The following is a 23,793-nucleotide window of genomic DNA, read 5'->3' as shown; positions in this document are numbered from 1 at the left end:
AACTTAATGGCTTGATGTGGCTGGTCTCTTTATTATTTTGTATTATTTCCCACTGAAAGTATAAATTCAGCCATAGTCATTGCAGAATTTACAAGAAGTCTAGCATGATGCTCAGATATACTAATTCTTTGACTTCCAACACCATGCGCATCACTATTATTGTTTCTCATCTCAGCAATAGATGAAACGATTTTTTCCAAACCTGAAAGTAGTGTATTGATTCGTCTATCAAGGTTTTTATCTGTGTGCATATTGTATAACCCTTTTACTTGCTTATAAAGCCTACCTATGTCTCCACTGTCTGTTGGCGTTTCATTCTTGTTTTCGATAACATAACAAAATACTTCTTCTAATAATGTTCTAGATTTAGTGATTGCACTGTCATAACTTCCATTTACCACATCAAGCATTGCCCTCTCAGAAATATCTTTAATGTATTCTCGATCAATGTTTTTTACTTGAGGAGTAGTTACTTTAATCGTAGAATTTATTGGAATAATATGAAATCTTTGATTGATGATAGTAAGTTTATTGCCACCAAAATAAAGTATTCCATTAATCTGTTCTATTACTGTCTTAACGATATAATTATAGATCTCTTCAATCTGATCTGGTGTTTTCCTTTTAAGTTTATCTGTAAATTGCTGTTTTGAAAATAGATAGGAAAGAATATCATTAATTCGGTTAGTCTCAATTCCATGCTTAAGAAGGTTATCTAAGTAATTCCATCTACTTAATGCTCCTCCATTCCATCCGTATGTTTCAGACAGTCCAAATAATTGGGAAATTTCTACTATAGTCGGGCCACTTAAATAAGGCATTGAAATCTCTACATCATCTATTTCTCCAAATTGAGAATCACCGTCTAAAATAGCTAGAATAGCCTTATTTCTTAATAGCTCAAATGGAGATTTTTGCTTTTTATGCAATCATTTCACCTCACAATATTTATTCTATAGTAACCTATCAATTTATTTAATCTGCTGTATTGATTATTTGCTACACCAACCCTAAATACTTCTCAAAGAATAACATCAGTTTTTCAATAATTCCTTGCTTTTTCGCAGCTCTGCCTCCGCCAAAGCGAGACACAGGTGGCATGATTTTATCAATGGCTGTACCGGTCGTTTTAAGCATTCCATCTCGGAAAGCATTATCGATGAATCGGCGGGTTTCTTCAGGCTTTAATTTCTCTTCTTCTATAATTGCTGAAATATCCGCTTCCTTACGCTCGTCGAGGAATTTACGCCAATCCTCATCCACTTTGGTCGATACATTGACTTGCTCAATAAAACGCTCGATAAGTTCTTTCTTACTTCGAAGTTCAATACTCGAATTGATAGCCTTATCAATGGTCGTAAGAATGGTTTTATCCTTACAGTTGGATTGTTGATATTTAGCTACAAGCATAAGGATGTAGTCAATATTTACCTCTATCTGTTTGACCAGTTCAATCTCAAAAACTATGTCATCATTGATAGTTTCTTTGTCACCATCAGCACCTTTTCTATATTCCTGATACAGGTCAATATAAATGCTCTGATAGTCCTGAAAATCCCTTTCAGATAAAATCTCGTTTCCTTCGAAGTCATCGAAGGAAGTAAGAATATTTCTGAGTCGAAGTATTGCTCCATATAACCGGATAAAGTCTTTTTCTGCTTCTTCTCCGATAATAGGTTGGCCAAGGGGATACTGTGTTGTAAGAGTTGCAATCAGTTCTGCATAGCCCGGCTTATACTCACCTTTATCATCATAGCCGTTATAGTATTCTTCGTATGTTTTTAACAGTACAATACCGCCAGCATCCTTATTGCCGAATAGTGCAATAGCTTTGTCTGTTTCTTCTTTCAAATCTCTAAAGCAAACGATATTACCATAAGTCTTAACGCTGTTTAGGATGCGGTTAGTCCTTGAAAAAGCCTGAATCAGTCCATGCTGTCGCAGATTTTTGTCTACCCATAGCGTATTCAGGGTTGTTGCATCAAAGCCTGTCAGGAACATATTAACAACAATCAATATATCAATCTCCCTATTCTTTACACGAAGAGAAAGGTCTTTATAATAATTCTGGAACTTATCCGAGGAAGTATCGTAATTCGTACTAAATGTGGAATTGTAATCTCGGATAGCTGCCTCAAGAAAATCTCTGGAGCTCTGGTCAAGGTTTTCCATATTAAAATCCTCTTCAGGCAACAGTCCATCTGGCTCCTCCTCATTTGCACTAAAACTGAAAATAGTTGCAATGGTAAGGTTACGGTTCTTTTCCGCTATCTGCTTCTTAAACTCATTATAGTATCTGATTGCCATTGGGATGGATGCAGCAGCAAATATGGAGTTGAAACCGGCAACTCGCCTTGTTTCACGCTTTTCAATCATCTTTTTAGGGTTGTGCTTATCTGCTTCTTCCCATTTCGCAGAGAATGTGTAATAACTATTGCGCTTCGTCTTCTGATCAAAGTGTTCAAGAACGTAAGAAACAATTTCACTGATTCGCTGTGGATCTGCTAAGGCTTTTTCTCTATCTATGCTATAGACTTTTTTATCATTAACGTAATCAGGCATCTTAATGGTATTGATAAAATCTATTCTAAAAGGCAGAACATTCCCATCATTGATGGCATCTACAATGGTATAAGTATGTAGCTTTTCTCCAAAGGCCTGCTCGGTTGTACGGAGCAATGGGTTACCTCCTGAACTAGCATTGGCAGCAAAAATTGGGGTTCCCGTAAAGCCGAAGATATGATAGTTCTTAAAGCTCTTCGTAATAGCTTGATGCATTTCACCAAATTGGGAACGGTGGCACTCATCAAAAATCAGTACCACATGTTTCTTGTAAATATCATGCTGTTTGTTTTTACGGATGAATATATCCAACTTCTGAATAGTGGTTACAATGATTTTGTATTCATGAGGATTTCCTTTTTCATCCCTGTCCTCCAATTGTCTTTGAAGAACTCTTGTGGACGTATTACCGTTAGCTGCCCCTTTTTCAAAACGATCATATTCCTTCATGGTCTGATAGTCTAGGTCTTTACGGTCAACAACAAACAATACCTTGTCTATGTAAGGCAAGGCAGAAGCTAATTGGGCTGTCTTAAAACTGGTCAATGTCTTACCAGAGCCTGTTGTATGCCAAATATATCCTCCAGCTGCAGTTGTGCCCATCTTCTTGTAGTTGGTTGATACTACAATACGTGATAATATACGTTCTGCAGCAGCTATTTGATAAGGACGCATTACAAGTAGCAGATCTTCAGATGTAAAAATACAATATTTTGTTAGTATATTTAAGAGGGTATGCTTGGCAAAAAATGTTTTAGTAAAGTCCACAAGGTCAGGAATAATTTTGTTATTTGCATCTGCCCAAAAGCTGGTAAACTCAAAGCTGTTGCTTGTTTTTTTGCTTCTTCGACGTTCACTGCTGCTTTGCTCCTTGATATGAGCATTTCTTGTGGTGTTACTATAATACTTTGTATGGGTGCCATTGGAGATTACGAATATTTGTACATACTCAAATAAACCAGAAGCCGCCCAAAAGCTGTCACGCTGGTATCTTTTTATCTGGTTGAAGGCTTCACGGATAGCAACACCGCGACGCTTTAACTCCACATGAACTAGTGGAAGTCCATTGACAAGTATAGTCACATCATATCGGCTTTCGTGCTTTCCACCAGCTTCTTCGTATTGATTAATAACCTGCAGGCGATTGTTATGGATATTCTTTTTATCCAAAAGGTATATGTTCTTTGTTGTTCCATCTTCACGTTTTAGAATCTGGATATGGTCATCTTGAATCTTTCTGGTTTTTTCAACAATACCCTCATTTGTATTGGCAATACATTCTGTGAAAAATCTATCCCATTCACTGTCAGTAAAAGTGAAGTCATTAAGCAGTTCAAGTTGCTTTCGGAGATTTTCTATCAATGAAGCTTCATTGTGTACTGAAATATATTCATATCCTTGTGAAGTTAGTTGCCTGATAAACTCCCGCTCAAGTTCTGCCTCGCTCTGATACTTTTCAGGACGGACATTATATTCAGCTGCATATTCAGCAACAACCGTTGCTTCATCAGTACTGGCAACGATGTTGTAAATGCTCATGCCGTCACCTCCTTGAAAGATAACAGTTTATCTCTGTAATATTCATATTGCTTTTGCCGTGCTTCGATTTCGGCCGGAATGCCGCTGGTTAAGTCGTTGCAGAGAGCGTCAAAGCGATCGAGGATAGCTACGATGCGCTCTTGTTCCTCAATGGGAGGGACAGGAATCCGATAATCCTTAACATTTGTGTCGGATATTGCTGGATAACTTGCACCTTGTTGATACTTTTCAACATGATAATAAAAAGAAGAAGATGCAATGTGATATAAAACCCATTTTTGTAGAACAATATCTGTATTTGCCCTTAAAACACAAAATCCAGTGCTACATATTTGTCCATCATACTCACTATCAATTAAACAATATCTTTTTAATAAAGGTCTTGTAGTAGCGAACAAAATATCGCCTGCCTTTACGATTTGTTGTGCCCTACTTGGTGCATTGTTTTTATTGATTTCCTGTGTTTCAGTAATATAATGTAGTTCTCTATCAACTGACGTTAAATCAATATATTTGTAAGTTGTTGATTCATCTTCCAAAGACCATTTTATATTTGATGTTGGTAGGGTGCATTCTTTAAGCGAAATCCATTTAACAGTATCTTCGTTAAGATCAGTCAATAGTAGATCCCTATAATACTCATACTGCTTTCTCCTTGCTGTAAGCTCTGCTGTAAGCTCTGCTGTAAGCTCTGCTGTAAGCTCTGTGAAATTGTCCAGAATACGGACAATTTCCTGCTGAACAGCTAGAGGGGGAAGGGGAACGGAAATCCTTGCCATGACGTTGCTCATCAATTTTGGGTTACCCATACCATCATTAACATATTTTTTTGCATATACTTGCAAAACATAAAATAGAAACTTAGTACTTACCAGTTCATTATTTTTAACCCTTAATAATCCACAAACATTTGTTATACTAAATTTTTCGTTAATATGATAAAAAACAGAACCAGCGTTTGCTCCATCTGTTGTCCATGTTACGGATTCGCAGTCATAGTCAAAAGTATTTATGTAGCCAAAAACACCGTTATTTGCTGTTTGTGATGAATAAACGGGATAAACACCAGTATTTTCTCTTAGATAATTTTTGGACATTACTCTCCCACGTGTAATATCACAAATTTCTTCCACTGTTACAAACTCCACTCCATCTGGACAAAGTTCAGCAATCAATTCATCTAACTTACTCATTTGCCCACCTCAATTTCTGCAATAATCTTATCTATTTCTTCCCGCAAAATCTGCTCTCTCGCCACAATTTTTTCTATCTCAGCATTGAGGGCAACAATATCAATCTTTTCTCTGGTATCCTCCTGTTCAACATAGGTAGAAACAGACAGGTTATAATCTTGTTCAGCTATTTCACTGTTTGGCACAAGCCTAGCAAAATGCTCTATATCTTTTCTATCTTTGAATGCGTTAAGAATGGTCTCAATATTTTCTTGTGTAAGCTTGTAGTTATTCGTAACCTTGACAAATTCCTTTGATGCATCGATAAATAAGGTGCTATTTTCTGATTTAGACTTCTTCAGCACCATAATGCAGGTAGCAATGCTGGTACCATAAAACAAGTTATCCGGTAACTGAATGATACAGTCGATATAGTTATTATCAATCAGGTACTGCCTGATTTTCTTTTCAGCGCCTCCTCGGTACATTACACCGGGGAAACAAACGATAGCCGCTGTTCCGTTTGTTGCAAGCCAAGAGAGACTATGCATAATAAAAGCAAGGTCTGCCTTAGACTTAGGAGCCAATACTCCCGCTGGAGAAAAACGGGGATCGTTAATCAAAATAGGATCATTGTCGCCCTTCCATTTAATAGAGTAAGGTGGATTTGATACAATGGCTTCAAAAGGCTCATCATCCCAATGTTGCGGATCTGTTAGTGTGTCCCCAAGGGCAATATCAAATTTGTCATAATCAATATCGTGCAGGAACATATTAATTCTGCACAGGTTGTAGGTTGTAATGTTGATTTCTTGACCGAAGAAACCTTGACGTACATTTTCTTTTCCTAAGATTTTTGCAAACTTTAGCAGTAGAGAGCCAGAACCGCAGGCGGGGTCATATACCTTGTTGACTTCAGTTTTTCCTACTAATGTTAAGTGGGTAAGGAGTTCAGAAACCTCCTGCGGCGTATAGTATTCACCACCACTTTTTCCTGCATTGGATGCATACATACCCATTAAAAACTCATAAGCATCACCGAATGCATCTATGGTATTGTCTTTGTAATCTCCCAGCTTCATTTCTCCAACAGAATTCATTAGCTTAACCAGCTTTTCATTACGCTTTACTACAGTGTTACCTAGCTTATTGCTGTTAACATCAATATCGTCAAACAGACCTTTGAAATTATCTTCACTCTCTGTTCCTTGGGCAGATGCCTCTATATTACTGAAAACCTGTTCCAGTGTTTCATTTAAGTTTTCATCGTCCTTTGCACGAGCTCGGACATTTTCAAAAAGTTCGCTGGGTAAAATAAAGAAGCCCTTTGTCTTAACTAAATCCTCTCGTGCCTGTTCTGCTTCTTCGTCGGATAACTTAGCATAATCAAATTCCGTATTGCCAGCTTCCCATTCTCCGGCGTTAATATAGGCAGTAATATTTTCAGATATGTAGCGGTAAAACAGCATTCCTAGAACATATTGCTTAAAGTCCCATCCATCTACACTGCCTCTTAGATCATTTGCCATATTCCATATCGTGCGGTGTAATTCCGCCCGTTCCTGTTCTTTTCTGTTGTTTTCCATAACTCTACTTCCTTTCTTCAACCATATTAGGCACTAATTCCATGATATCTTTAAAATCAACGCCAAGTGCCGTACAAACCTTTACAAGAACATCCATACTGACATATTCGTTTTTAGAAAGCTTTGAAATTGACGATGGACTTATTCCCGCAGCAGCTTGCAAATCTTTCTTCTTCATATCGCGGTCTATCAACAATTTCCAAAGCTTTTTATAGCTAACGGTCATCTTGGTCACCTCTTTATATATGTTTTTTCCATTATAGCACATTTCCTTCAAAAACAACATGATTATTCTGTGTTTGTGAAGTAATTTTACAATGTTAACAAAGATAATGATAGTTGTGTATGCCTTTCATTTTTCTCTTTTATTCAAATAAATACTTTTAGACAAAAAAGTCTGTAAGTCTATATGTAAAACCAAAGGCAAAGTTATAACATTAATCTTTCTTAAACTAAATATCACTTCCGCTCAAATTTGAGCAAAAGCATATGCATTACAGCCGTCTTTTCTGGCAAATAGACAGGCTGTTTTTTTATTTTAAGGGGTTCGAATCAATAGAATTCTTCGCTTATGAATGAGGAAGAAAATTATTTTTCTAAAATCCTCAACTAATGTGCTCTACCAAGGCTATAAGGTGAGAGGAAAACAATCCACCAATAAAAGCAGAGTTTTTCTCTCACTGCTCCTTGACAACTGAATACCCCGAAATGCAAGAGATACTTCAAGGTGAATATGCCATGACGATAATTCCGAGCGCATTCCTTGAAAGATAACGAGGTTGTGTCCAACAAGGCAAACCCTCTGGAACAGTAGCGTTTCGGGTCATATATAACAGGCAAGGAGGTGAAATAACTGAAACCACAATATGATAACTTGCCACAGATACTCAAAATTAAGCCACAGTTTTGCTGTTGGAAATATGAAGAGCGAAGTGGCAGAAAAACCAAAGTTCCCTATAATCCAGTAACAGGAAAAAGGGCAAAACCAAATAAACGTGATACATTTAAAGATTTTAGTTCGGCGATAGCTGCTATAAGTAAATATGACGGTATCGGATTTTTGGTGGGTAATGACATCTGTGTTATCGACTTAGATGATTGCTTTGATAGCAGCGGTAGGCTTAAGCCTATTTCCCAAAGTGTAGTAGAGGCTTTTAGGGGTTGCTATATGGAACACAGTCCATCTGGAAAAGGGCTTCATATTTTCTTTAAGGCCACAGGCTTTAACTTTGACAAAACAAAATATTATATCAACAACAGAAAGCTGGGAGTTGAGGTCTATGTGGCTGGAGCTATTAATCGCTTTGTTACCGTAACGGGAAATATGTTTGCAGATGGTGATATAGCGGAGAAATCGAATGAGCTTCAGATGATACTAGACAAGTATATGCTACGTCCTACCCCTGTGAAGCAAATTCTGGATAGAGAAAGCCAATCCTATCTGTCTGACAAGTCTGTTATTGAGAAGGCTTTAAAATCGGCAAACGGAGAAAGGTTCAAAGCATTATGGCAGGGAGATACATCTGGTTATGCTTCTGCCAGTGAAGCTGATTTGGCACTTTGCGGTATGCTGGCATTTTGGTGTGGCAGAGATATTGGACAGATAGACAGACTTTTCCGGCAGAGCGGCCTAATGCGAGATAAATGGAATAGATCACAGTCCGGCAGTACTTATGGAATGATAACCATAGAAAAAGCAATTGCAAATGCTACTGAAATATATAAACCAGGTGGTAAGCGTTCATCAGCTACAGAAGATTTTGGAGAATGTTCCCTTGCTGACTTTAAGCCTGAGAGTAACGATCGCTACCCTTGGACGGATATTGGGGCAAGCAGGCTGTTTGCTGATTATTATAAATCTTTTGCCCGCTTTGTTCCCGAAAGGAAAATGTGGTTTTGCTATGAGAATGGTATTTGGATTCCTGATGTCGGTAATCTCCAAGTGATGGAAATGTGTAAATTATTGGCCAACCAACTGCTAACCTATGCTTTGACTATTCAGGATGAACATCAAAGAAAGGCATACATTGACTATTGCCGAAAGTGGCAGTCAAGAAGATACAGGGAAACGGTACTTAAGGATGCGCAGAGCGTATATCCCATATCAATGGCTGAATTTGACCAAGACCCGCAAGTGCTCAACTGTTCCAATGGCACATTGTTTTTAACATCCATGGATTTTCAACCCCACAACAGCGAGGACAGACTCACAAAGATATCTGGTGTTAAGTTTGATCCAGAAGCCAAAAGCGAGCGATGGGATAGATTTATTCATGAGATTATGAGCGGAGATGAGGAAAAGGCAAAATTCCTCCAAAAAGCCTTTGGCTACAGCATCAGCGGAGACACTCGGTATGAATGCCTGTTTGTTCTCTATGGTGCTACAACTCGAAACGGTAAAGGTACGCTATGTGAGAGCATTCTTAAGGTATTAGGCAGTTATGGCTGTACCGCAAGGCCAGAGACTATCAGTCTGAAAAAGAACAATAACAGTTCAAGTCCAAGTGAAGATATTGCCCGGCTTGCAGGAGTACGCTTTGTGAATATCTCCGAACCTAGCAGAGGACTTGTCCTAAATGCTGCACAGGTAAAAAGCATGACGGGTGGTGACACCATCAACGCAAGGTTTCTACACGAAAACTCTTTTGACTTTTCACCTAAGTTTAAGCTTTATATCAACACCAATTATCTGCCCGTTATAACGGATATGACACTGTTTTCCAGTGGCAGAGTGGTGATTATCCCTTTTGAACGACACTTTGATGAAAGCGAGCAGGATAAAAACTTAAAACGTGAATTCGTCAAAGCGAAGAATCAGAGTGCTATCCTCAACTGGCTAATTGAAGGCTACCAGTTGTTAAAGAAGGAGGGCTTGACTTTACCTGATTCCGTTAAGACAGCAACAGAGGCTTATAAGCGTGACAGCGATAAAATAGCATTATTTTTCGAGGATGCCTTGGAGGAAAGCCCTAACAGTGAGGTGCGGACATCCGAAGTGTATGCCCGGTATCAGCGTTGGTGCAGTGCCAATGGCTGTTATTCGGAGAATGCAAGAAACTTCAAACAAGCCTTAACAGCTATCGCCCGTGTAGAACGGAAACGACCACGTTCTGGTGGTGGAATGACCACAATGCTTATCGGATATAAGCTGACAGAAGAAGAGTTTTTTCTTATTTAAACACAGTGTAGCAGCTTGTAGCAAGAAAAACAGGTTATATAAAAAATCGCTCTCGTATAGAGAGTTTAGTTTTTACCTGCTACATCTTGCTACAAAGCTTAAAACCAGTGAAAACAATGGATACAACTCCATGTGTTAATACCTGCCCCTAGGGGAGGTCAAATCTCCACACTTTTTCATCTGGACAACGGGCGTGGGGCAACGTGTAAAAAAACGCAGTTTCAAACGGGGTATATACCCCACAATCCATTTTAATTTAGGAGGTAAAGGATTATGGCAACATCAACAACTTATAATAGAGCGTTTTGGAATGTTATGAAAGGAAAAGAAGAAAACAATCAAAATCTAAGCGAGGGTTTTGATAATGCAGGAGCCTATGTCGCACCAGATGAGTTCAGAGAAGGCTTTAACACTGCTTTGGCAAAGGAAAATATATTCCGCAGATTTGCTACTGTTATCAATCTATCTTCTGCAGAAGGTAAAATTCAAGCGGTATTCTCAACGGGGACAGCAGATTGGGTTGAAGACGGAGATCCAATCCCCGAAAGTGCCGATACATTTACACAGTTTCTGGTGAAATCATACAAGCTGGCATCTCTTGTCAAGCTAAACCGCTCATTCGTCACCGATATGAACTTTAATCTTGAAAAATATCTGATGGGTGATTTTGCGAAGCGTTTTGGCAAGGCTGAGGAAAATGCATTACTTAATGGAAATGGCACAACACAGCCAACAGGTATCCTTACAGCAGATGCAGATGTAACTACAGCAGATAGTGCTACCATCTCTTTTGACGAGATTATCTCTCTGTATTTTTCATTAAAAGATGAATACCGAAATAACGCTGTGTTTATCATGCACGATAATACAGCTATGCTTCTTAGAACCCTTAAGGATACAAGCGGCAGTTATCTGTGGAATCCTTCAGATAACACCATCTTCGGAAAGCCTATAGTTACCTCTCCATATATGCCTACAGTATCAGCAGGAGCAAAAAGCATTGTATTTGGAGATTTATCATACTACTGGCTGATTGAACGTCAACCAATAACGATAAAAAAATTAAGTGAGTTATATGCATTGCAGGGGCAAATTGGATTTTCTGCTTACGAGAGATTGGATGGGAAGCTAATTCAACCGGATGCTCTTAAAATATTACAATTAAAAGCTTAAATAATGGATTAGGCACTGAGTCATCAATTCTGCTCAGTGCCAGTTCCTTCAAAACATCGGACAGGAGGTCACGATATGGAAAATCAAAGTAACAGCCGCACAACCAAATCCGATATCGGAGGTACAGTCTATGTGGTGGAATCACGAGTAAGTGATTCAGCAAAGGAAAGTGCATATTCCAAGCTGAAACGACTGATTACAGTCAACGCAAAAAGCCTTTCAAAGTTATCAGATAGTTCATATAAACCCACGGAAATCAACTCGACTTCTTCAAGGTAGTACGGTAATATACATAGTGCTAAACCGCTTGAAGACTGTCGGAAATGGAGGAGAAAAATGAATAGACAGTCAACATTTAGCACTATACGTAAATCAACATTAGCATTTGAAGAAGCGAAAATTACTGCTTTGTACTGCAGGCTTTCACGTGATGATGAGCTTGCAGGGGACAGCAACAGTATAGTAAACCAGAAGGCAATTCTAAAGAAATATGCTGAGGACAACGGTTTTCGTAACATCGAATTTTATGTGGATGATGGGGTCAGCGGTACAACTTTTGATAGACCAGACTTTAACCGCATGATTGCTGATGTAGAGTCCGACAGAATTGGAACGATTATCATCAAGGATATGTCCCGCTTCGGCAGAGATTACCTCAAAGTAGGCTATTACACAGAGATTATGTTTCCTGAAGCAGATGTACGATTCATTGCTATTAACAACGGTATTGATAGTGCAAACCAAGCAGACAGTGACTTTACACCGTTTCTTAACATTATTAATGAATGGTACGCTAAGGATACTAGCAAGAAAATCCGTGCTGTGTTCAAATCCAAGGGACAGTCCGGTAAGCCACTCTGCACCAATCCACCTTACGGTTATATTAAAGACCCTAAAGACAAGTTGCACTGGATTATAGATGAGAAAGCCGCCGAAATGGTCAGAGATATTTTCCGACTGTGCATGGCTGGCTTTGGACCCACGCAGATAGCAAAGCAACTTGAAAAGCGATGCATTGATACACCTACGGTTCATCTTCGCAAAATGGGTATTAACACTCCAGCAAGACCACCTGAAAACCCATATGCTTGGTCGGCTCGTACCGTAGCAGATATTCTGGCTAAAATGGAATATCTAGGTCACACGGTAAATTTCAAGACTTCTAAAAAGTCATATAAGAGCAAAGTCAAGATATTGAACAATCCAGAAGATTGGCTGGTTTTCAAAAATACCCATGAAGCAATTATTGATGAGGGCACTTGGGAAACAGTGCAGAAAATCAGAGATGGCAAGCGAAGACCATCGCGATTAGGTGAAATGGGAATGCTTTCTGGCATGATGTTTTGTGCCGACTGTGGAGCAAAGCTGTATCAGGTTAGAGGCAAGGGATGGACACACGATAAGGAATACTTCGTTTGTGCTACTTATCGCAAGAAAAAGGGTATGTGCAGTTCACATCAGATACGCAATGTTGTAGTGGAACAGCTTCTTTTAGAAGACTTAAGACGTGTAACCTCCTTTGCCAAAGACCATGAACAGGAATTCATCCGTATAGTTACGAATAATTCAGAAAAGGAACTTGCCAAAGAACTCCGCCAAAGTCAAAAGGAGTATGAACAAGCACAGACTCGCATTGCTGACATAGACAAAATCATTCGAAAGCTATATGAGGACAATGTGATGGGCAAAATTCCCGAAGAGCGTTTTTACAAGATGTCGGCTGAATATGAAGCCGAGCAGAAGGCTCTGGAAGAAAGGATAACTGAATTAAAACATACCATTGATACAGCAAATGAACAGTCCCTCAATACCGACCGCTTTTTGGCACTGGTTAAAAAGTACACAGAAATTACAGAATTGGATGCAGAGATTATTAGAGAGTTCATCGACAAAATTATAGTATTCAAGGCTGAAAAGATAGATGGCCGCAGAACCCAGCGGATTCAAATTTTCTATAACTGCATTGGCGCTATCGACTTACCAAACTAAACGAAAAAACGGCATAGCCGAAAATCTACGACGATGCCGAATTTTTCAGGAATTATAAATCCCTATCTGACCGCTCCTAACGATCGATGAATACGGCAGGGTGCTGAAAGAGGACGGAAGCTATGTAAAAGGGCTCTATGCCTCCGGAAACTGTACCGCTTCTGTCATGGGTGAAACGTATCCTGGTCCAGGAGCAACATTAGGCCCTGGTATGACATTCGGTTATCTTGCTGCAATGGATTGTAAACAACATTGAACTACCCACCACTTAGTATCTCTTACGAGCTGCTTGAAGTGGGGGATTCCTAAGTAAAGAAGCCTGTCGGCTTCTAATTGATTAGGCTAGCCCCGTAGTTCCTACGGTTAGAAGCCTTATGGCTTCGCTTTCAAGGTTTTTGCCTGCGTTAATGTCTCTATCGTGATGCGTACCACAAGAAGGGCAGTCCCACTCACGAAGATTAAGATTTTTAACGTCTTTATTTTGGTAGCCACAATAAGAACATAGCTGGGAACTGGCAAAAGTTTTAGATACAGTAACCACTTCTTTACCATACCATTTTGCTTTGTACTCGAGCATGGTTCTAAATTGTGACCACGATACTTCACTGATTGCTTTGGCTAACTTGTGATTCTTTTGCATGTTAGATACCTGCAAATCCTCCATTCCGATTACATCGTGGTTTTTGATGATTTCAGTAGAGGTCTTTTGCAGGTAATCTGATCGAGCATTTACTATTTTCTCGTGGATACGAGCTACTTTCCGTTTTTGCTTTTGATAGTTTTTCGCATCATCCAATTTGCATTTTCGTTTTAAAGCTGCTTCCTGTCGTCTTGAAAGAACACGTTGTGCTTTCGCTAGTTTCTCTTCGAGTTTACAAAACCATCTAGGGTTTTCAAACTTTTTTCCATTTGAAAGAATGGCAAAGTCTTTCAGTCCTAAGTCAATACCCACGCGAGAACCTGTTTTTTCTAATGGTTGCACTTCTGTTTCAGTAAGAATGGAAACAAAATATTTCCCGCTGGGATTGCGTCTTACGGTCGCATTAAGAATACGCCCTTCCACTTCACGGCTTTTTGCGAAGCGGACAAGACCAAGTTTAGGTAATTTAATTTTATTGCCCACAACGGCAATATTACCATTTGTTTCCTTTGTAGTGTAAGATTGTACCCTATTCTTTTTGGATTTAAAGCGTGGTGCGTTATTCTGCTTTTTGAAGAAACGTGCAAATGAATCAGCGAGGTTTTTCAGTGAGGATTGTAGAGCAATGCTATCAACTTCTTTTAGCCATACTAATTCCTTTTTTAACTGTGTTAGTTCAGCAGAACAGGAATTATAGGTTAATCCATTCCCAGTCTCTTTATAGGTATCATTCCATTGTCCCAAAAAGCGGTTGAACACAAAACGACTGCATCCGATCGTCTTGGCTATGAGGATTTCCTGTTCTTTAGTTGGATACATACGGAATTTATAGGCTTTGTTGACTAGCATTTTTTTCACCTCCAAACGAATGTATGTTCCTATTTTACCATATTTAGGGGATTTTGGCTACAACCAATCGACATTCATCTCCCACTTATCGTTGGGCTATGCCCTTCGCACGATTGAAGAGGGAGTCTTCTGTCGGGAATGATAAACAATAGACAAATAGCGATCCACACCTTCTTTTATAGGGGAGTGGGTCGTTATTTGTTTTTAGCTGATGGGAAGCGGTCCTTTCTTAGAGAAGCCTCTCTTCTCAAACATTGTTGTTATGAACAAAAAATTATTAGATAAAACCTAGTTTTATGCAGTCTATCTATTGAAATAACGGAGAAAAGTGCTGGCATCCCATGCGTGACGACCCCTAGTATGAAGCGGAATGGCTGGCATTAAAGCCATTCCAAAACCACAATCCGTATGAAAACAGCCTTTTAGAAAAATATTTTTAATTTGTCACGCCTAAAGAGAGCTGAATTTGGTAGAATAAAAAAATATATTAATATAATAAATTTAGGCTAGGGTGACAGAATTGAATAAGTTGAACAATAGAGAGATTATGTTTATAGGCTTTATGCTATTCTCCATGTTATTTGGCGCAGGGAATCTTATTTTTCCTGCCTATTTGGGGCAGACTGCTGGAGAAAATATATGGCAAGCCGTATTAGGATTTATTATTTCAGATGCGGGCCTCGCACTACTTGCTTTTATTGCGATTGCGAAGTCTGGAACATTTCAAGCTTTAGTAAATAGAGTGAACCCTGTTTTTGCGTTACTGTTTCCAATGACCATCTATTTATGCATTGGTCCGGGACTTGCTATTCCACGAGCAGGGAGCCTTGCCTATGAAATGGGATTAAAGCCATTTCTGCCTAGTACACTTGAGTCTTCCACAGGTGCACTTTTCATTTATACGATTATCTTTTTTTGTATCGTCTTTTGGTTTGCAAAATCGCCATCGAAATTAATGGATCGGTTTGGGAAAGTTTTAACCCCTTCATTATTAATCCTGATCCTAATTGTTTTTATTAAGGCTCTAATTACGAATTTGGCTGATTTCAAAGAAGCTTCATTTATTTATAAAGACAATCCAATTTCACAAGGATTTCTTGATGGATATCAAACAATGGATGCGATTGGTGCATTAATTTATGGCATTGTATTTACCAACATTTTTAACAGTAAGCAGATAAAAGAGCAATCGTTACAAATTAAATATTTGACTTTATTTGGTCTCATTTGTGGATTGCTTTTAGCTTTTTGTTATTTCATTATTGCCTACCTAGGAGCTTCAGCATCTGTACCAGGAACAGCTGACAATGGAGCGATTGTATTAAGTTCTGTCTTACATCAATTGTTTGGACAGAGTGGAACCATTATTTTAGGACTCATTTTTACATTAGCCAGCTTAAGTGTCAGCATCGGATTAATCACTTCATGTGCCCAGTATTTTTCTACTATATGGCCGAGGGTATCCTATGAAAAATGGGCAGCTATTCTATGTCTCGTTAGCGGGATAGTAGCAAATCTTGGTTTATCTCAAATTTTGAAGGTATCTGTCCCGATTCTTGCCCTATTGTATCCGATCGCGATTGCTTTAATCATTCTGGGACTGTTCCATAATAAATTACCTTTTAATCGCCGCCCAGTTTACGCGATAACCATTCTTTTCGTCGGCTTATTTAGCTTAGTGGAGATCACGAATTCGATATTATTAAATGGCTCACTTTCGCCATGGTTAGCCTATGTTCCGATGCAAGCTCAGGGCTTTGGCTGGATCCTTCCAGGTTTGCTTGGTTTCATAGGAGGAAGTATTTATGAAAAAAGGTATTTTTCCTTTTGATTTTTTTCCTATGGCATAACTTTTTTAAAAAAGTTTGGTATGGTGGGTTCTTAGAGATATTATGGACCCCCGTTCAAAATCATAGTATTACCTCTTAATTTCTGTGATGCCAATTTTTTAAGTTGTAATTAGGAATGGAGCGATTGCTAAAAAAAGCGATCACTTTTTCTAGTGTGACAAGATTGGAATTTGTTCCCGTTTCTGTTACTCTTTCCATAAATGAAAAAATTAAAAGGGGGAATTGGATGCAATGGTTATTCCTGCTTGCAGTGATGATTTGGTTTATTTTATTTTTGCGGAAGAAATTCTCATTTAAATTTGGTGTATCTCCTATTGTAGTAGAGATAAAACCGATAAAAGGATTAAGAAAACTAAGTGATCACCTAGAGCAGTCCCTTGGTAAAAGTTATTTGGAAAACGTGGAAGAGCGAGTAAAAAAAGAAATTAAGTTAAAAGAAAATGAATACCAATGGCGACTGCAAGATCTAAAACGCTTTTTTATTCTGACATATCTTTTAAAAGAAGCCCCGATGTTTAGCCAAAAAGTGGATGATCTTTGGCACGAGATGCTTATGTTTACCCGTGAGTATGACGAATTTTCAAGCAAATATTTAGGGAGTTTTTTGCATCATCGTCCAAATGTAAAGGGGGCATCCGATCCAGATTTGCGAGGTTTTTTTGATTGGGTGTATTCAGAGCTATTTTTCATAAGGGAAGAGAATATTCACCTTTATAAAGGCTTTTTTAAGCACCCAGTACCGCCAAATATGATTGATGAGTTCAAAAATTTACCGGAAGACGAACTGATAGAATTATATTTTAAGAGTGATTCCAAATATATGGTGACTGTTCGAGCACTTGTCTCTTCCATGAAAAAAACGGCAAACCAAGTAAAAAATCATGGAAAAAAAGTTATTCAACAAAAGGTGAAAAAGGGCATATTTCAGAAAAACTTCAATGCTCTGCTCGTTCCTTTTTTATCTGTTTCTTATTTTCATTATGATGAATTTTCAAGCTACATGAAAATCAGTAGCAGCGGTGAATCAAGCAGTACAAGCTGCGGTTCTTCCAGCTCCTGTAGCTCCGGCCCGTCATGCAGTTCTTGCTCAAGCTGTGGCGGGGGTGGGGATTAAAGATAAGGAGCGTTAGTCATCAATTAAGATTTAACCTCAATATATAATCAAAATAAAAATACCGTTTAGGGAAATATTCCCTATCGGTATTTTTTGAATAATTATCTTCTTATTATCTGATAAATCGTATTTATTGGTGGTGGTCAATGTCGATCGATAAGAGTTGATTTTTCTAAGCCGTTTATCTTCATTTCAAGGATACCAGACTTCCCTGCCAAGTATTTCACATCCAGATTAAGAATTTTGATTTCCTTTTCAATACTATTAATTTTTCCACTGAAATCTTCTGATGTTACTCCTTCACCTGAACTTAAACTATTTCTAATTTTGTAGAGCTCCTCACTCACACTATCAAACCGTTTATCGATTAGTTTCTCTAAATCATCAAAACGCTTATCTAAACTGGATTTCAATTCAGTTATTGCAAGTAACAACTCTTTATTTTCCATAATATTTTCACCTCTATGTAAGTATTAAGATCCTAAGTAAATGTGTGATTACTACTCATTTTCATAGGCAATTCAGCATTAAATCAGATCAGTGAATTTTATCATTTATAGTTCCATTAGTAGATTAAACTTATTAAAAAAACAATGAATTTAAAGGAGATAAATATTATACCAAAACATCATAGGTTGAACAAATCTATCGAAGAATTACTAGGCTTAGAAGAAGAGTTAAAAGAAGCAAATCTGAGGAGGATGGTACGATTTCGAGATTAATATTGGTCTATGAAACGTATTTCATTAAGTGTTACATTTAATATTGCAATTTAAGGTAGAAATAATTATTAGTGGTAGCAAAAAAAGGATGACCTCACATCAATGCATGAGAGAACATTCCTTCTCAGTTTCAATCAATAACATCCTCTTCCCATCATTCATTAAGGTTGTTCATTTTTTAGTATTGGCCGTTACTCTTTCATTTGTGGCGGTCTTTGTTATATCGTAGAGAATTATAATATAATAGGAAAAAATCTTTATTATAAGGTGTTGGAGGTAATTAATGTGAATATTGATTACTTAGCTCGTCAGTACAGCCGTAGCTTTTTTATAAGGAACGTATGCCAAGACTTAGAAATGGAGCTACACAATGCTGGTTTGAAAGACAATGGTTATTTTGAAAAAAGAATTGTATATTGCCGTGAGTTCTGTGACTTTTTTTCCAAAGAAGATGAACACATTCTTCATTATATGAGGCGTGCAATTGCCAGTTCTTATGTAGAATTGGGTGATTACGAGCAGGCCGACATAGAGTTTAAACAGCTTTTGCAGGATTACCCACACAACCCATGGGGATACATTGCTTGGGGAGATATTTATTATTTTGGAAACGAGAACTACAAGAGAGCACGTGACTTGTATAACAAAGCACTAACGATTGCGAAGGATGAGTTCAATATTAAGTTATTACAAGAGAGGTTAGAGGATTTAGAGGGTGCAATGTGGTCGTAAATAATAAAAAATAAGATTTGTTCCAATCCCTAAAGGATTTTGTTTAGTTGGCAGAAAAGAAGGAAAAGATTCTACAATCTAGAAAGAGGGGTTACTGTCTATGAAAGTGAAACTTGAACAGATCATTGAAGGAATGGAGATGCAATCGGAAGAGAGCAGGTCATTTCTTAATCTTAAGACGGGGGAAGTCGTGTATGTCTCTCGAGAAGTTTTAACCATTGCCGAAGATGACGATGAATACACACACCTACCTGAGTGGCAACAAGATGAATTGGAAACTGCCAAGGCGATTGTTTTTACCATAAATGAATATGCATCACTGCCCTCAAGCTTTGATATTAATGAATATAATATGATGGAAGACTTTTGTTATAGCCTCTCTGATCATCAAAAAAGGGATCTCTTACTCAATTCTATACATGGGAAAGGTGCTTTCCGGCGATTTAAGGACAACATTCAACAATTAGAAGTTTCCGACCAATGGTATGCTTTCCGTGATCAGAAATATAAGGAAATAGCCATAGAATTTTGTAAAAGTAAAAATCTAGACTATATCGAGTAAGTTCCACAGGGAGGAATTTTCGTTTTTTTCTAGAAAAGTAGTGGTAGTAGAAGTACCTAAAGAGGTGAAAATGTATGTTTGAACTAATTGATCAAAAAAAAGCTCGTCTAGATTCAAAGCGACCTTTACCAAAATATTCTTTAAGCAGTTTGCGTGAAAAGCTATTGCTTGAATGGACCTATAACTCAAATGCAATCGAAGGGAATACGTTGACCATAAATGAGACGAAAGTAGTTCTGGAAGGGATTACAGTTGGCGGGAAAACGATGCGCGAACACCTTGAAGTCATAAATCATCGTGATGCGATTACGTATGTTGAACAAATTGTTAAGAACAAAGAGCCCTTTTCAGAATGGCAGATCAAGAATTTGCATCGGCTTATATTAAAGGGCATTAATGATGAATATGCAGGTGTATATCGGGACCAGCAAGTATTTATCTCGGGTGCCAAACATAGACCACCAGCTCCATTTCTTATCAAGGAACAAATGGAGAACCTGATAAATTGGTATGAACAAGAATCAAACCAATTACATCCAATAACTCGTGGTGCGATGCTACATGCCATTTTTGTTGGGATACATCCCTTTATCGATGGCAATGGCCGGACTTCCCGATTATTATTAAATCTGGAGCTTATGAAAGAGGGATACCCACCCGTTATCATAAAAGTGGAAAACCGTTTGAACTATTATGAGGCCTTAGATAAAGCACATACCCAAAAGGATTATGATGATTCTATTCAACTGGTTGCGAAGGAAGCGGAGGAATCTTTGGATTTGTATTTGAGTGCGGTAGAATAACAATTAAATAAATGGTTTTGTAATTAGTGGAGAAAAAGGAGGTTCCTACATGCTCAAAGAAGGAATCTACGAAGATATCATCACGAAAAGAATAAAGGACGATCTACTTCTCATACAAGAAGATACCTTTGATATCGGCAAAGAACCGTTGGATGTTGAAGAAGCTCGGAAAATACTATCAACTTATATTTCGATTGTGACAAGAAGGGCCCTCAAATATATTAGGGAAAATGATACGGACGATCATATCGCCTTGTTGAATCAAATCAAGACATGCAACTCTATTATAGAGTTGTTAAGTCAAAAGCTTGATGAGGATGAGTTTGATTCCTTAAAAATCGAAGAAAACGGGGAAATCTTAACGCATATTTATTCCAAATTGAATTCAGTAAAAGGCATTAAGAAAGAGGAAATCATCCGCCCTGTGACACCTCTTTCCCAAAGCTCTCTTTTCACCGGATCAAGTTATGAGCCTAATATGCTAGGTGAGCTAAAAAAGGAAATTCTAACATCTGACTCGATTAAGATGCTCGTATCATTTCTGAAGTGGAGTGGTTTAAGATGTATTCTGGAAGAGTTAAGAACCTTCACGGATAAAGGAGGACAATTAGAGGTTATTACGACTTCTTATATGGAAGCAACGGACTTTAAAGCAATCCATGAATTGAGCCTCCTAAAAAATACGAAAATCAAAATATCCTATGATACAGAACGAACAAGGCTGCATGCAAAAGCGTATATGTTTACTCGTGAAACGGGTTTTAGCACGGCTTATATTGGCTCGTCTAACTTATCGAACCCCGCTTTAACCTCTGGGTTAGAGTGGAATTTGAAAGTGACGGAAAAGGATTCATTCGATATCATTAAGAAATGTGACTCGACATTTGAAAGCTACTGGAATGACAAGGAGTTTATCCTCTATGAACATGAGAATGAAGAAGCACAGAATCGCTTGAAATTGGCTCTATCAAAATCGAAACAAACAAATCAAAGTGAGATTCCTTACATATTTGATATCCAACCATATTACTATCAAAAGGAAATTCTCGAAAAATTGGAAGTAGAACGTGAAGTGTTTGGTCGAAAGAAAAACCTAGTCGTTGCTGCAACAGGAGTAGGAAAAACGGTCATTTCTGCATTCGATTTTAAGAAATACTTTGAAAAAAATCGGTCTGCCAAATTATTATTCGTCGCTCATCGCGAGGAAATTTTAACGCAAAGTCTACATACATTCCGGGCCATTTTGAAGGATAGTAATTTCGGTGATTTACTCGTTGGGAACCATCAGCCTAGCTCCATTAATCAGTTGTTTGTTAGTATTCAAAGCTTCAATAGCAAGAAGCTTTTTGAATATACAACTCCAGATTTTTATGATTTTATCATTGTTGATGAGTTCCATCATGTTGCTGCAGATTCCTATCAAAGGTTGTTAAAGCATTATGAGCCAGATATTTTAGTAGGACTTACGGCAACACCAGAGCGGATGGATGGGAAGGATATTTTAGCCTATTTTGATCATACAATTGCAGCGGAAATGAGGCTAACAGAGGCAATTAATCAGAAGTTGTTAAGTCCTTTTCAATATTTTGGGGTTAGCGATACAGTCGATTTATCGAATCTGAAATGGAATCGTGGTGGCTATGAAATACGTGAACTAGAAAATGTCTATACCGCCAACACTAAGCGAAGCAGCCAAATTGTTAATAGTCTCAAACGATATGTCACCGAAATCGGTGAGGTAAAGGGCCTCGGTTTCTGTGTATCAATAGAACACGCTAAATATATGGCTGATTATTTCAATCAAGTGGGCATTCCCTCCATTGCACTCTATGGTGAGGTTGACCGAGCAACAAGGGAAGATGCGAAGAGACAGCTTGTTTCTGGTGAAATTAACTTCATTTTTGTGGTTGATCTATACAATGAGGGTGTCGATATTCCTGAGATTAATACCATTTTATTTTTACGCCCGACCGAAAGTTTAACGGTGTTCTTGCAACAGCTCGGGAGGGGACTCCGTATTTCAGAAGGGAAAGAATGCTTAACAGTACTTGATTTTGTTGGACAAGCCCATCGAAATTATAATTTTGAAGAGAAATTTCGGGCTCTGCTTGGGAAGACCAAACATTCTGTTCAGCATTATGTTGAGAATGGATTTTTTAATCTTCCAAGGGGTTCCTTTATCCAACTTGAGAAGCAAGCAAAGGAATATATTTTAAGGAATATCAAATCAAGTTCGAACACAAGAGCCAATATTCTTACCAAATTGAAGCATTTTTCAGCCGATACTGGTTTAGAGTTATCATTGAGTAATTTTTTGAAAAATAATAGAATGTCTATTTACGATTTTTACGGAAAAAGTGGAGATCGCAGTTTTAGTAGGCTGTTAGTTGAGGCAGGATTGAAGGAAGATTTCCATTGCGAGAAGGAGAAGATGATTACCAGTCGTTTGCCTAGTCTTTTTCATTTGGACTCACCTACACTCTTAAGGTTCTTGCTGAAATACTTAGATGATGGAACTGTGATGAATGGAGAAGAAAAGCTTATGCAGAATATGTTTTACTACTCCTTCTTTAAGTCCCATCCAGAAAAAGAAGGTTTTACCTCTATAGAGCAAGGCTTACAGAGTATTTTACAATATAAAGATTTCAAAGATGAGATGCGGGCGATCGTGGAGTTTCAATTTGAATCACTAGAAACAATGGAAATTGCCAATGACTATTCATTTCCATGTCCTCTTCGCGTCCATTGTCGCTATTCAACAGCGCAGGTACTTGCAAGTTTGGACTATTATAATGAATCTCAGAGCCCTGCTTTTAGAGAAGGGGTTAAATACTTTCAGGACAAGGATTTGGATATCTTTTTTATTACACTTAACAAATCTGATAAAGACTTTTCACCTTCGACTCTATACGATGACTATGCGATAAATGAGTATTTATTTCATTGGCAATCGCAAAGTCGTGTCGCTGAGGTGAGTACTACGGCCAAACGATATATCCAGCATCAACAGAATAACCACAAAATTGCCTTATTTGTCCGTGAGTATAAAAAGGAAAATGGTTATACGTCGCCATTTGTCTATCTTGGAACGGCCGATTATGTGAAACACTCTGGAAGCAAACCAGTTAGTTTTGTTTGGAGATTAAAAACAGAAATGCCTTCTTACCTTGTTCCAAAGGCGAATAAGAATATTTTATAGAAAAGTCCGTCGTCCAATTGGGATGGCGGATTTTTATTTGGTTAAGAAATTCTCATAACCGAGAAGGCTTTTCTCGCTTTATGTCGAAAACTGTTAAAGAAGATATACCTTCGTTTTATCAAT

General features: G+C 38.1%; 18 protein-coding genes. 11 read left to right on the top strand and 7 right to left on the bottom strand.

The window, feature by feature from the left end; translation table 11 throughout:
- Positions 1-32: 32 nt before the first annotated feature.
- The 5 genes from J2S07_RS04790 to J2S07_RS04770 form a co-directional block, all read right to left on the bottom strand.
- Positions 33-929, bottom strand: coding sequence for an abortive infection family protein (locus J2S07_RS04790; protein ID WP_307149264.1), 897 nt, complete (start codon positions 927-929; stop codon positions 33-35).
- A 70-nt stretch (positions 930-999) separates the two neighbouring features.
- Positions 1,000-4,101: a type I restriction endonuclease subunit R gene (locus J2S07_RS04785; protein ID WP_307149263.1), complete on the bottom strand. Its 3,102-nt coding sequence runs from the start codon at positions 4,099-4,101 to the stop codon at positions 1,000-1,002.
- Positions 4,098-5,294: a restriction endonuclease subunit S gene (locus tag J2S07_RS04780; RefSeq protein WP_307149262.1), complete on the bottom strand. Its 1,197-nt coding sequence runs from the start codon at positions 5,292-5,294 to the stop codon at positions 4,098-4,100. Before J2S07_RS04780 ends, J2S07_RS04785 begins: the two co-directional genes overlap by 4 nt.
- On the bottom strand, positions 5,291-6,859 hold the full coding sequence (locus J2S07_RS04775) for a type I restriction-modification system subunit M (RefSeq protein WP_307149261.1): 1,569 nt from the start codon (positions 6,857-6,859) through the stop codon (positions 5,291-5,293). Before J2S07_RS04775 ends, J2S07_RS04780 begins: the two co-directional genes overlap by 4 nt.
- A 4-nt stretch (positions 6,860-6,863) precedes the next feature.
- Positions 6,864-7,085 (bottom strand): helix-turn-helix domain-containing protein, encoded by a 222-nt coding sequence (locus J2S07_RS04770; RefSeq protein WP_024822623.1) that lies wholly within the window; start codon positions 7,083-7,085, stop codon positions 6,864-6,866.
- A gap of 942 nt (positions 7,086-8,027) precedes the next feature.
- Between J2S07_RS04770 and J2S07_RS04765 the strand changes: the two genes are divergently transcribed.
- The 5 genes from J2S07_RS04765 (at position 8,028) to J2S07_RS04745 (ending at position 13,455) form a co-directional block, all read left to right on the top strand.
- Entirely contained in the window at positions 8,028-10,037 is a 2,010-nt protein-coding gene (locus J2S07_RS04765; protein ID WP_307149260.1) for a phage/plasmid primase, P4 family, read from the top strand.
- Between the two features lie 273 nt (positions 10,038-10,310).
- Entirely contained in the window at positions 10,311-11,210 is a 900-nt protein-coding gene (locus tag J2S07_RS04760) for a phage major capsid protein (RefSeq protein WP_307149259.1), read from the top strand.
- Between the two features lie 75 nt (positions 11,211-11,285).
- Positions 11,286-11,489: a transposon-encoded TnpW family protein gene (locus J2S07_RS04755; RefSeq protein WP_024833073.1), complete on the top strand. Its 204-nt coding sequence runs from the start codon at positions 11,286-11,288 to the stop codon at positions 11,487-11,489.
- A gap of 57 nt (positions 11,490-11,546) precedes the next feature.
- Positions 11,547-13,199, top strand: coding sequence for a recombinase family protein (locus tag J2S07_RS04750; protein WP_307149258.1), 1,653 nt, complete (start codon positions 11,547-11,549; stop codon positions 13,197-13,199).
- A gap of 82 nt (positions 13,200-13,281) precedes the next feature.
- Entirely contained in the window at positions 13,282-13,455 is a 174-nt protein-coding gene (locus J2S07_RS04745; protein ID WP_307149329.1) for an FAD-binding protein, read from the top strand.
- 81 nt (positions 13,456-13,536) lie between these two features.
- Here J2S07_RS04745 and tnpB read toward each other — a convergent pair whose 3' ends face one another.
- Positions 13,537-14,688: an IS200/IS605 family element RNA-guided endonuclease TnpB gene (gene tnpB / locus J2S07_RS04740; RefSeq protein ID WP_307149257.1), complete on the bottom strand. Its 1,152-nt coding sequence runs from the start codon at positions 14,686-14,688 to the stop codon at positions 13,537-13,539.
- A 520-nt stretch (positions 14,689-15,208) separates the two neighbouring features.
- Between tnpB and brnQ the strand changes: the two genes are divergently transcribed.
- Entirely contained in the window at positions 15,209-16,519 is a 1,311-nt protein-coding gene (gene brnQ / locus J2S07_RS04735) for a branched-chain amino acid transport system II carrier protein (RefSeq protein WP_307149256.1), read from the top strand.
- Between the two features lie 245 nt (positions 16,520-16,764).
- On the top strand, positions 16,765-17,652 hold the full coding sequence (locus J2S07_RS04730; RefSeq protein WP_307149255.1) for a UCP032817 domain-containing protein: 888 nt from the start codon (positions 16,765-16,767) through the stop codon (positions 17,650-17,652).
- A 143-nt stretch (positions 17,653-17,795) separates the two neighbouring features.
- Here J2S07_RS04730 and J2S07_RS04725 read toward each other — a convergent pair whose 3' ends face one another.
- Positions 17,796-18,101, bottom strand: coding sequence for a hypothetical protein (locus J2S07_RS04725; RefSeq protein ID WP_307149254.1), 306 nt, complete (start codon positions 18,099-18,101; stop codon positions 17,796-17,798).
- Between the two features lie 558 nt (positions 18,102-18,659).
- On the opposite strand from J2S07_RS04725, the gene J2S07_RS04720 reads away from it, so the two are divergent.
- The 4 genes from J2S07_RS04720 (at position 18,660) to J2S07_RS04705 (ending at position 23,670) form a co-directional block, all read left to right on the top strand.
- Positions 18,660-19,106 (top strand): tetratricopeptide repeat protein, encoded by a 447-nt coding sequence (locus J2S07_RS04720; RefSeq protein WP_307149253.1) that lies wholly within the window; start codon positions 18,660-18,662, stop codon positions 19,104-19,106.
- 100 nt (positions 19,107-19,206) lie between these two features.
- The gene (locus J2S07_RS04715) at positions 19,207-19,668 is read left to right on the top strand and encodes a UPF0158 family protein (RefSeq protein ID WP_307149252.1); all 462 of its coding nucleotides are present in this window, start codon (positions 19,207-19,209) and stop codon (positions 19,666-19,668) included.
- A gap of 74 nt (positions 19,669-19,742) precedes the next feature.
- Positions 19,743-20,471 carry a Fic family protein gene (locus J2S07_RS04710; protein ID WP_307149251.1) on the top strand — a complete coding sequence of 243 codons (729 nt, stop codon included), beginning with the start codon at positions 19,743-19,745 and terminating at the stop codon, positions 20,469-20,471.
- A gap of 49 nt (positions 20,472-20,520) precedes the next feature.
- Entirely contained in the window at positions 20,521-23,670 is a 3,150-nt protein-coding gene (locus J2S07_RS04705) for a DEAD/DEAH box helicase (RefSeq protein ID WP_307149250.1), read from the top strand.
- Positions 23,671-23,793 lie beyond the last annotated feature (123 nt).

The sequence above is a fragment of the Anoxybacillus andreesenii genome, assembly GCF_030813005.1.
Lineage (GTDB): Bacteria > Bacillota > Bacilli > Bacillales > Cytobacillaceae > Robertmurraya > Robertmurraya andreesenii.
Note: the sequence above shows the minus strand (reverse complement) of the source record. Positions and strands in the feature narration are given on the sequence as shown.

Excerpts from the sequence above, each read along its gene's own strand:
- J2S07_RS04760 (WP_307149259.1), top strand. The coding sequence starts at position 10,311 with ATGGCAACATCAACAACTTATAATAGAGCGTTTTGGAATGTTATGAAA.
- tnpB (WP_307149257.1), bottom strand. The coding sequence starts at position 14,688 with ATGCTAGTCAACAAAGCCTATAAATTCCGTATGTATCCAACTAAAGAA.
- J2S07_RS04715 (WP_307149252.1), top strand. The coding sequence starts at position 19,207 with ATGAAAGTGAAACTTGAACAGATCATTGAAGGAATGGAGATGCAATCG.
- J2S07_RS04730 (WP_307149255.1), top strand. The coding sequence starts at position 16,765 with ATGCAATGGTTATTCCTGCTTGCAGTGATGATTTGGTTTATTTTATTT.
- J2S07_RS04750 (WP_307149258.1), top strand. The coding sequence starts at position 11,547 with ATGAATAGACAGTCAACATTTAGCACTATACGTAAATCAACATTAGCA.
- J2S07_RS04765 (WP_307149260.1), top strand. The coding sequence starts at position 8,028 with ATGGAACACAGTCCATCTGGAAAAGGGCTTCATATTTTCTTTAAGGCC.
- J2S07_RS04710 (WP_307149251.1), top strand. The coding sequence starts at position 19,743 with ATGTTTGAACTAATTGATCAAAAAAAAGCTCGTCTAGATTCAAAGCGA.
- J2S07_RS04775 (WP_307149261.1), bottom strand. The coding sequence starts at position 6,859 with ATGGAAAACAACAGAAAAGAACAGGAACGGGCGGAATTACACCGCACG.
- J2S07_RS04780 (WP_307149262.1), bottom strand. The coding sequence starts at position 5,294 with ATGAGTAAGTTAGATGAATTGATTGCTGAACTTTGTCCAGATGGAGTG.
- J2S07_RS04705 (WP_307149250.1), top strand. The coding sequence starts at position 20,521 with ATGCTCAAAGAAGGAATCTACGAAGATATCATCACGAAAAGAATAAAG.
- J2S07_RS04725 (WP_307149254.1), bottom strand. The coding sequence starts at position 18,101 with ATGGAAAATAAAGAGTTGTTACTTGCAATAACTGAATTGAAATCCAGT.
- J2S07_RS04770 (WP_024822623.1), bottom strand. The coding sequence starts at position 7,085 with ATGACCGTTAGCTATAAAAAGCTTTGGAAATTGTTGATAGACCGCGAT.
- J2S07_RS04755 (WP_024833073.1), top strand. The coding sequence starts at position 11,286 with ATGGAAAATCAAAGTAACAGCCGCACAACCAAATCCGATATCGGAGGT.
- J2S07_RS04785 (WP_307149263.1), bottom strand. The coding sequence starts at position 4,101 with ATGAGCATTTACAACATCGTTGCCAGTACTGATGAAGCAACGGTTGTT.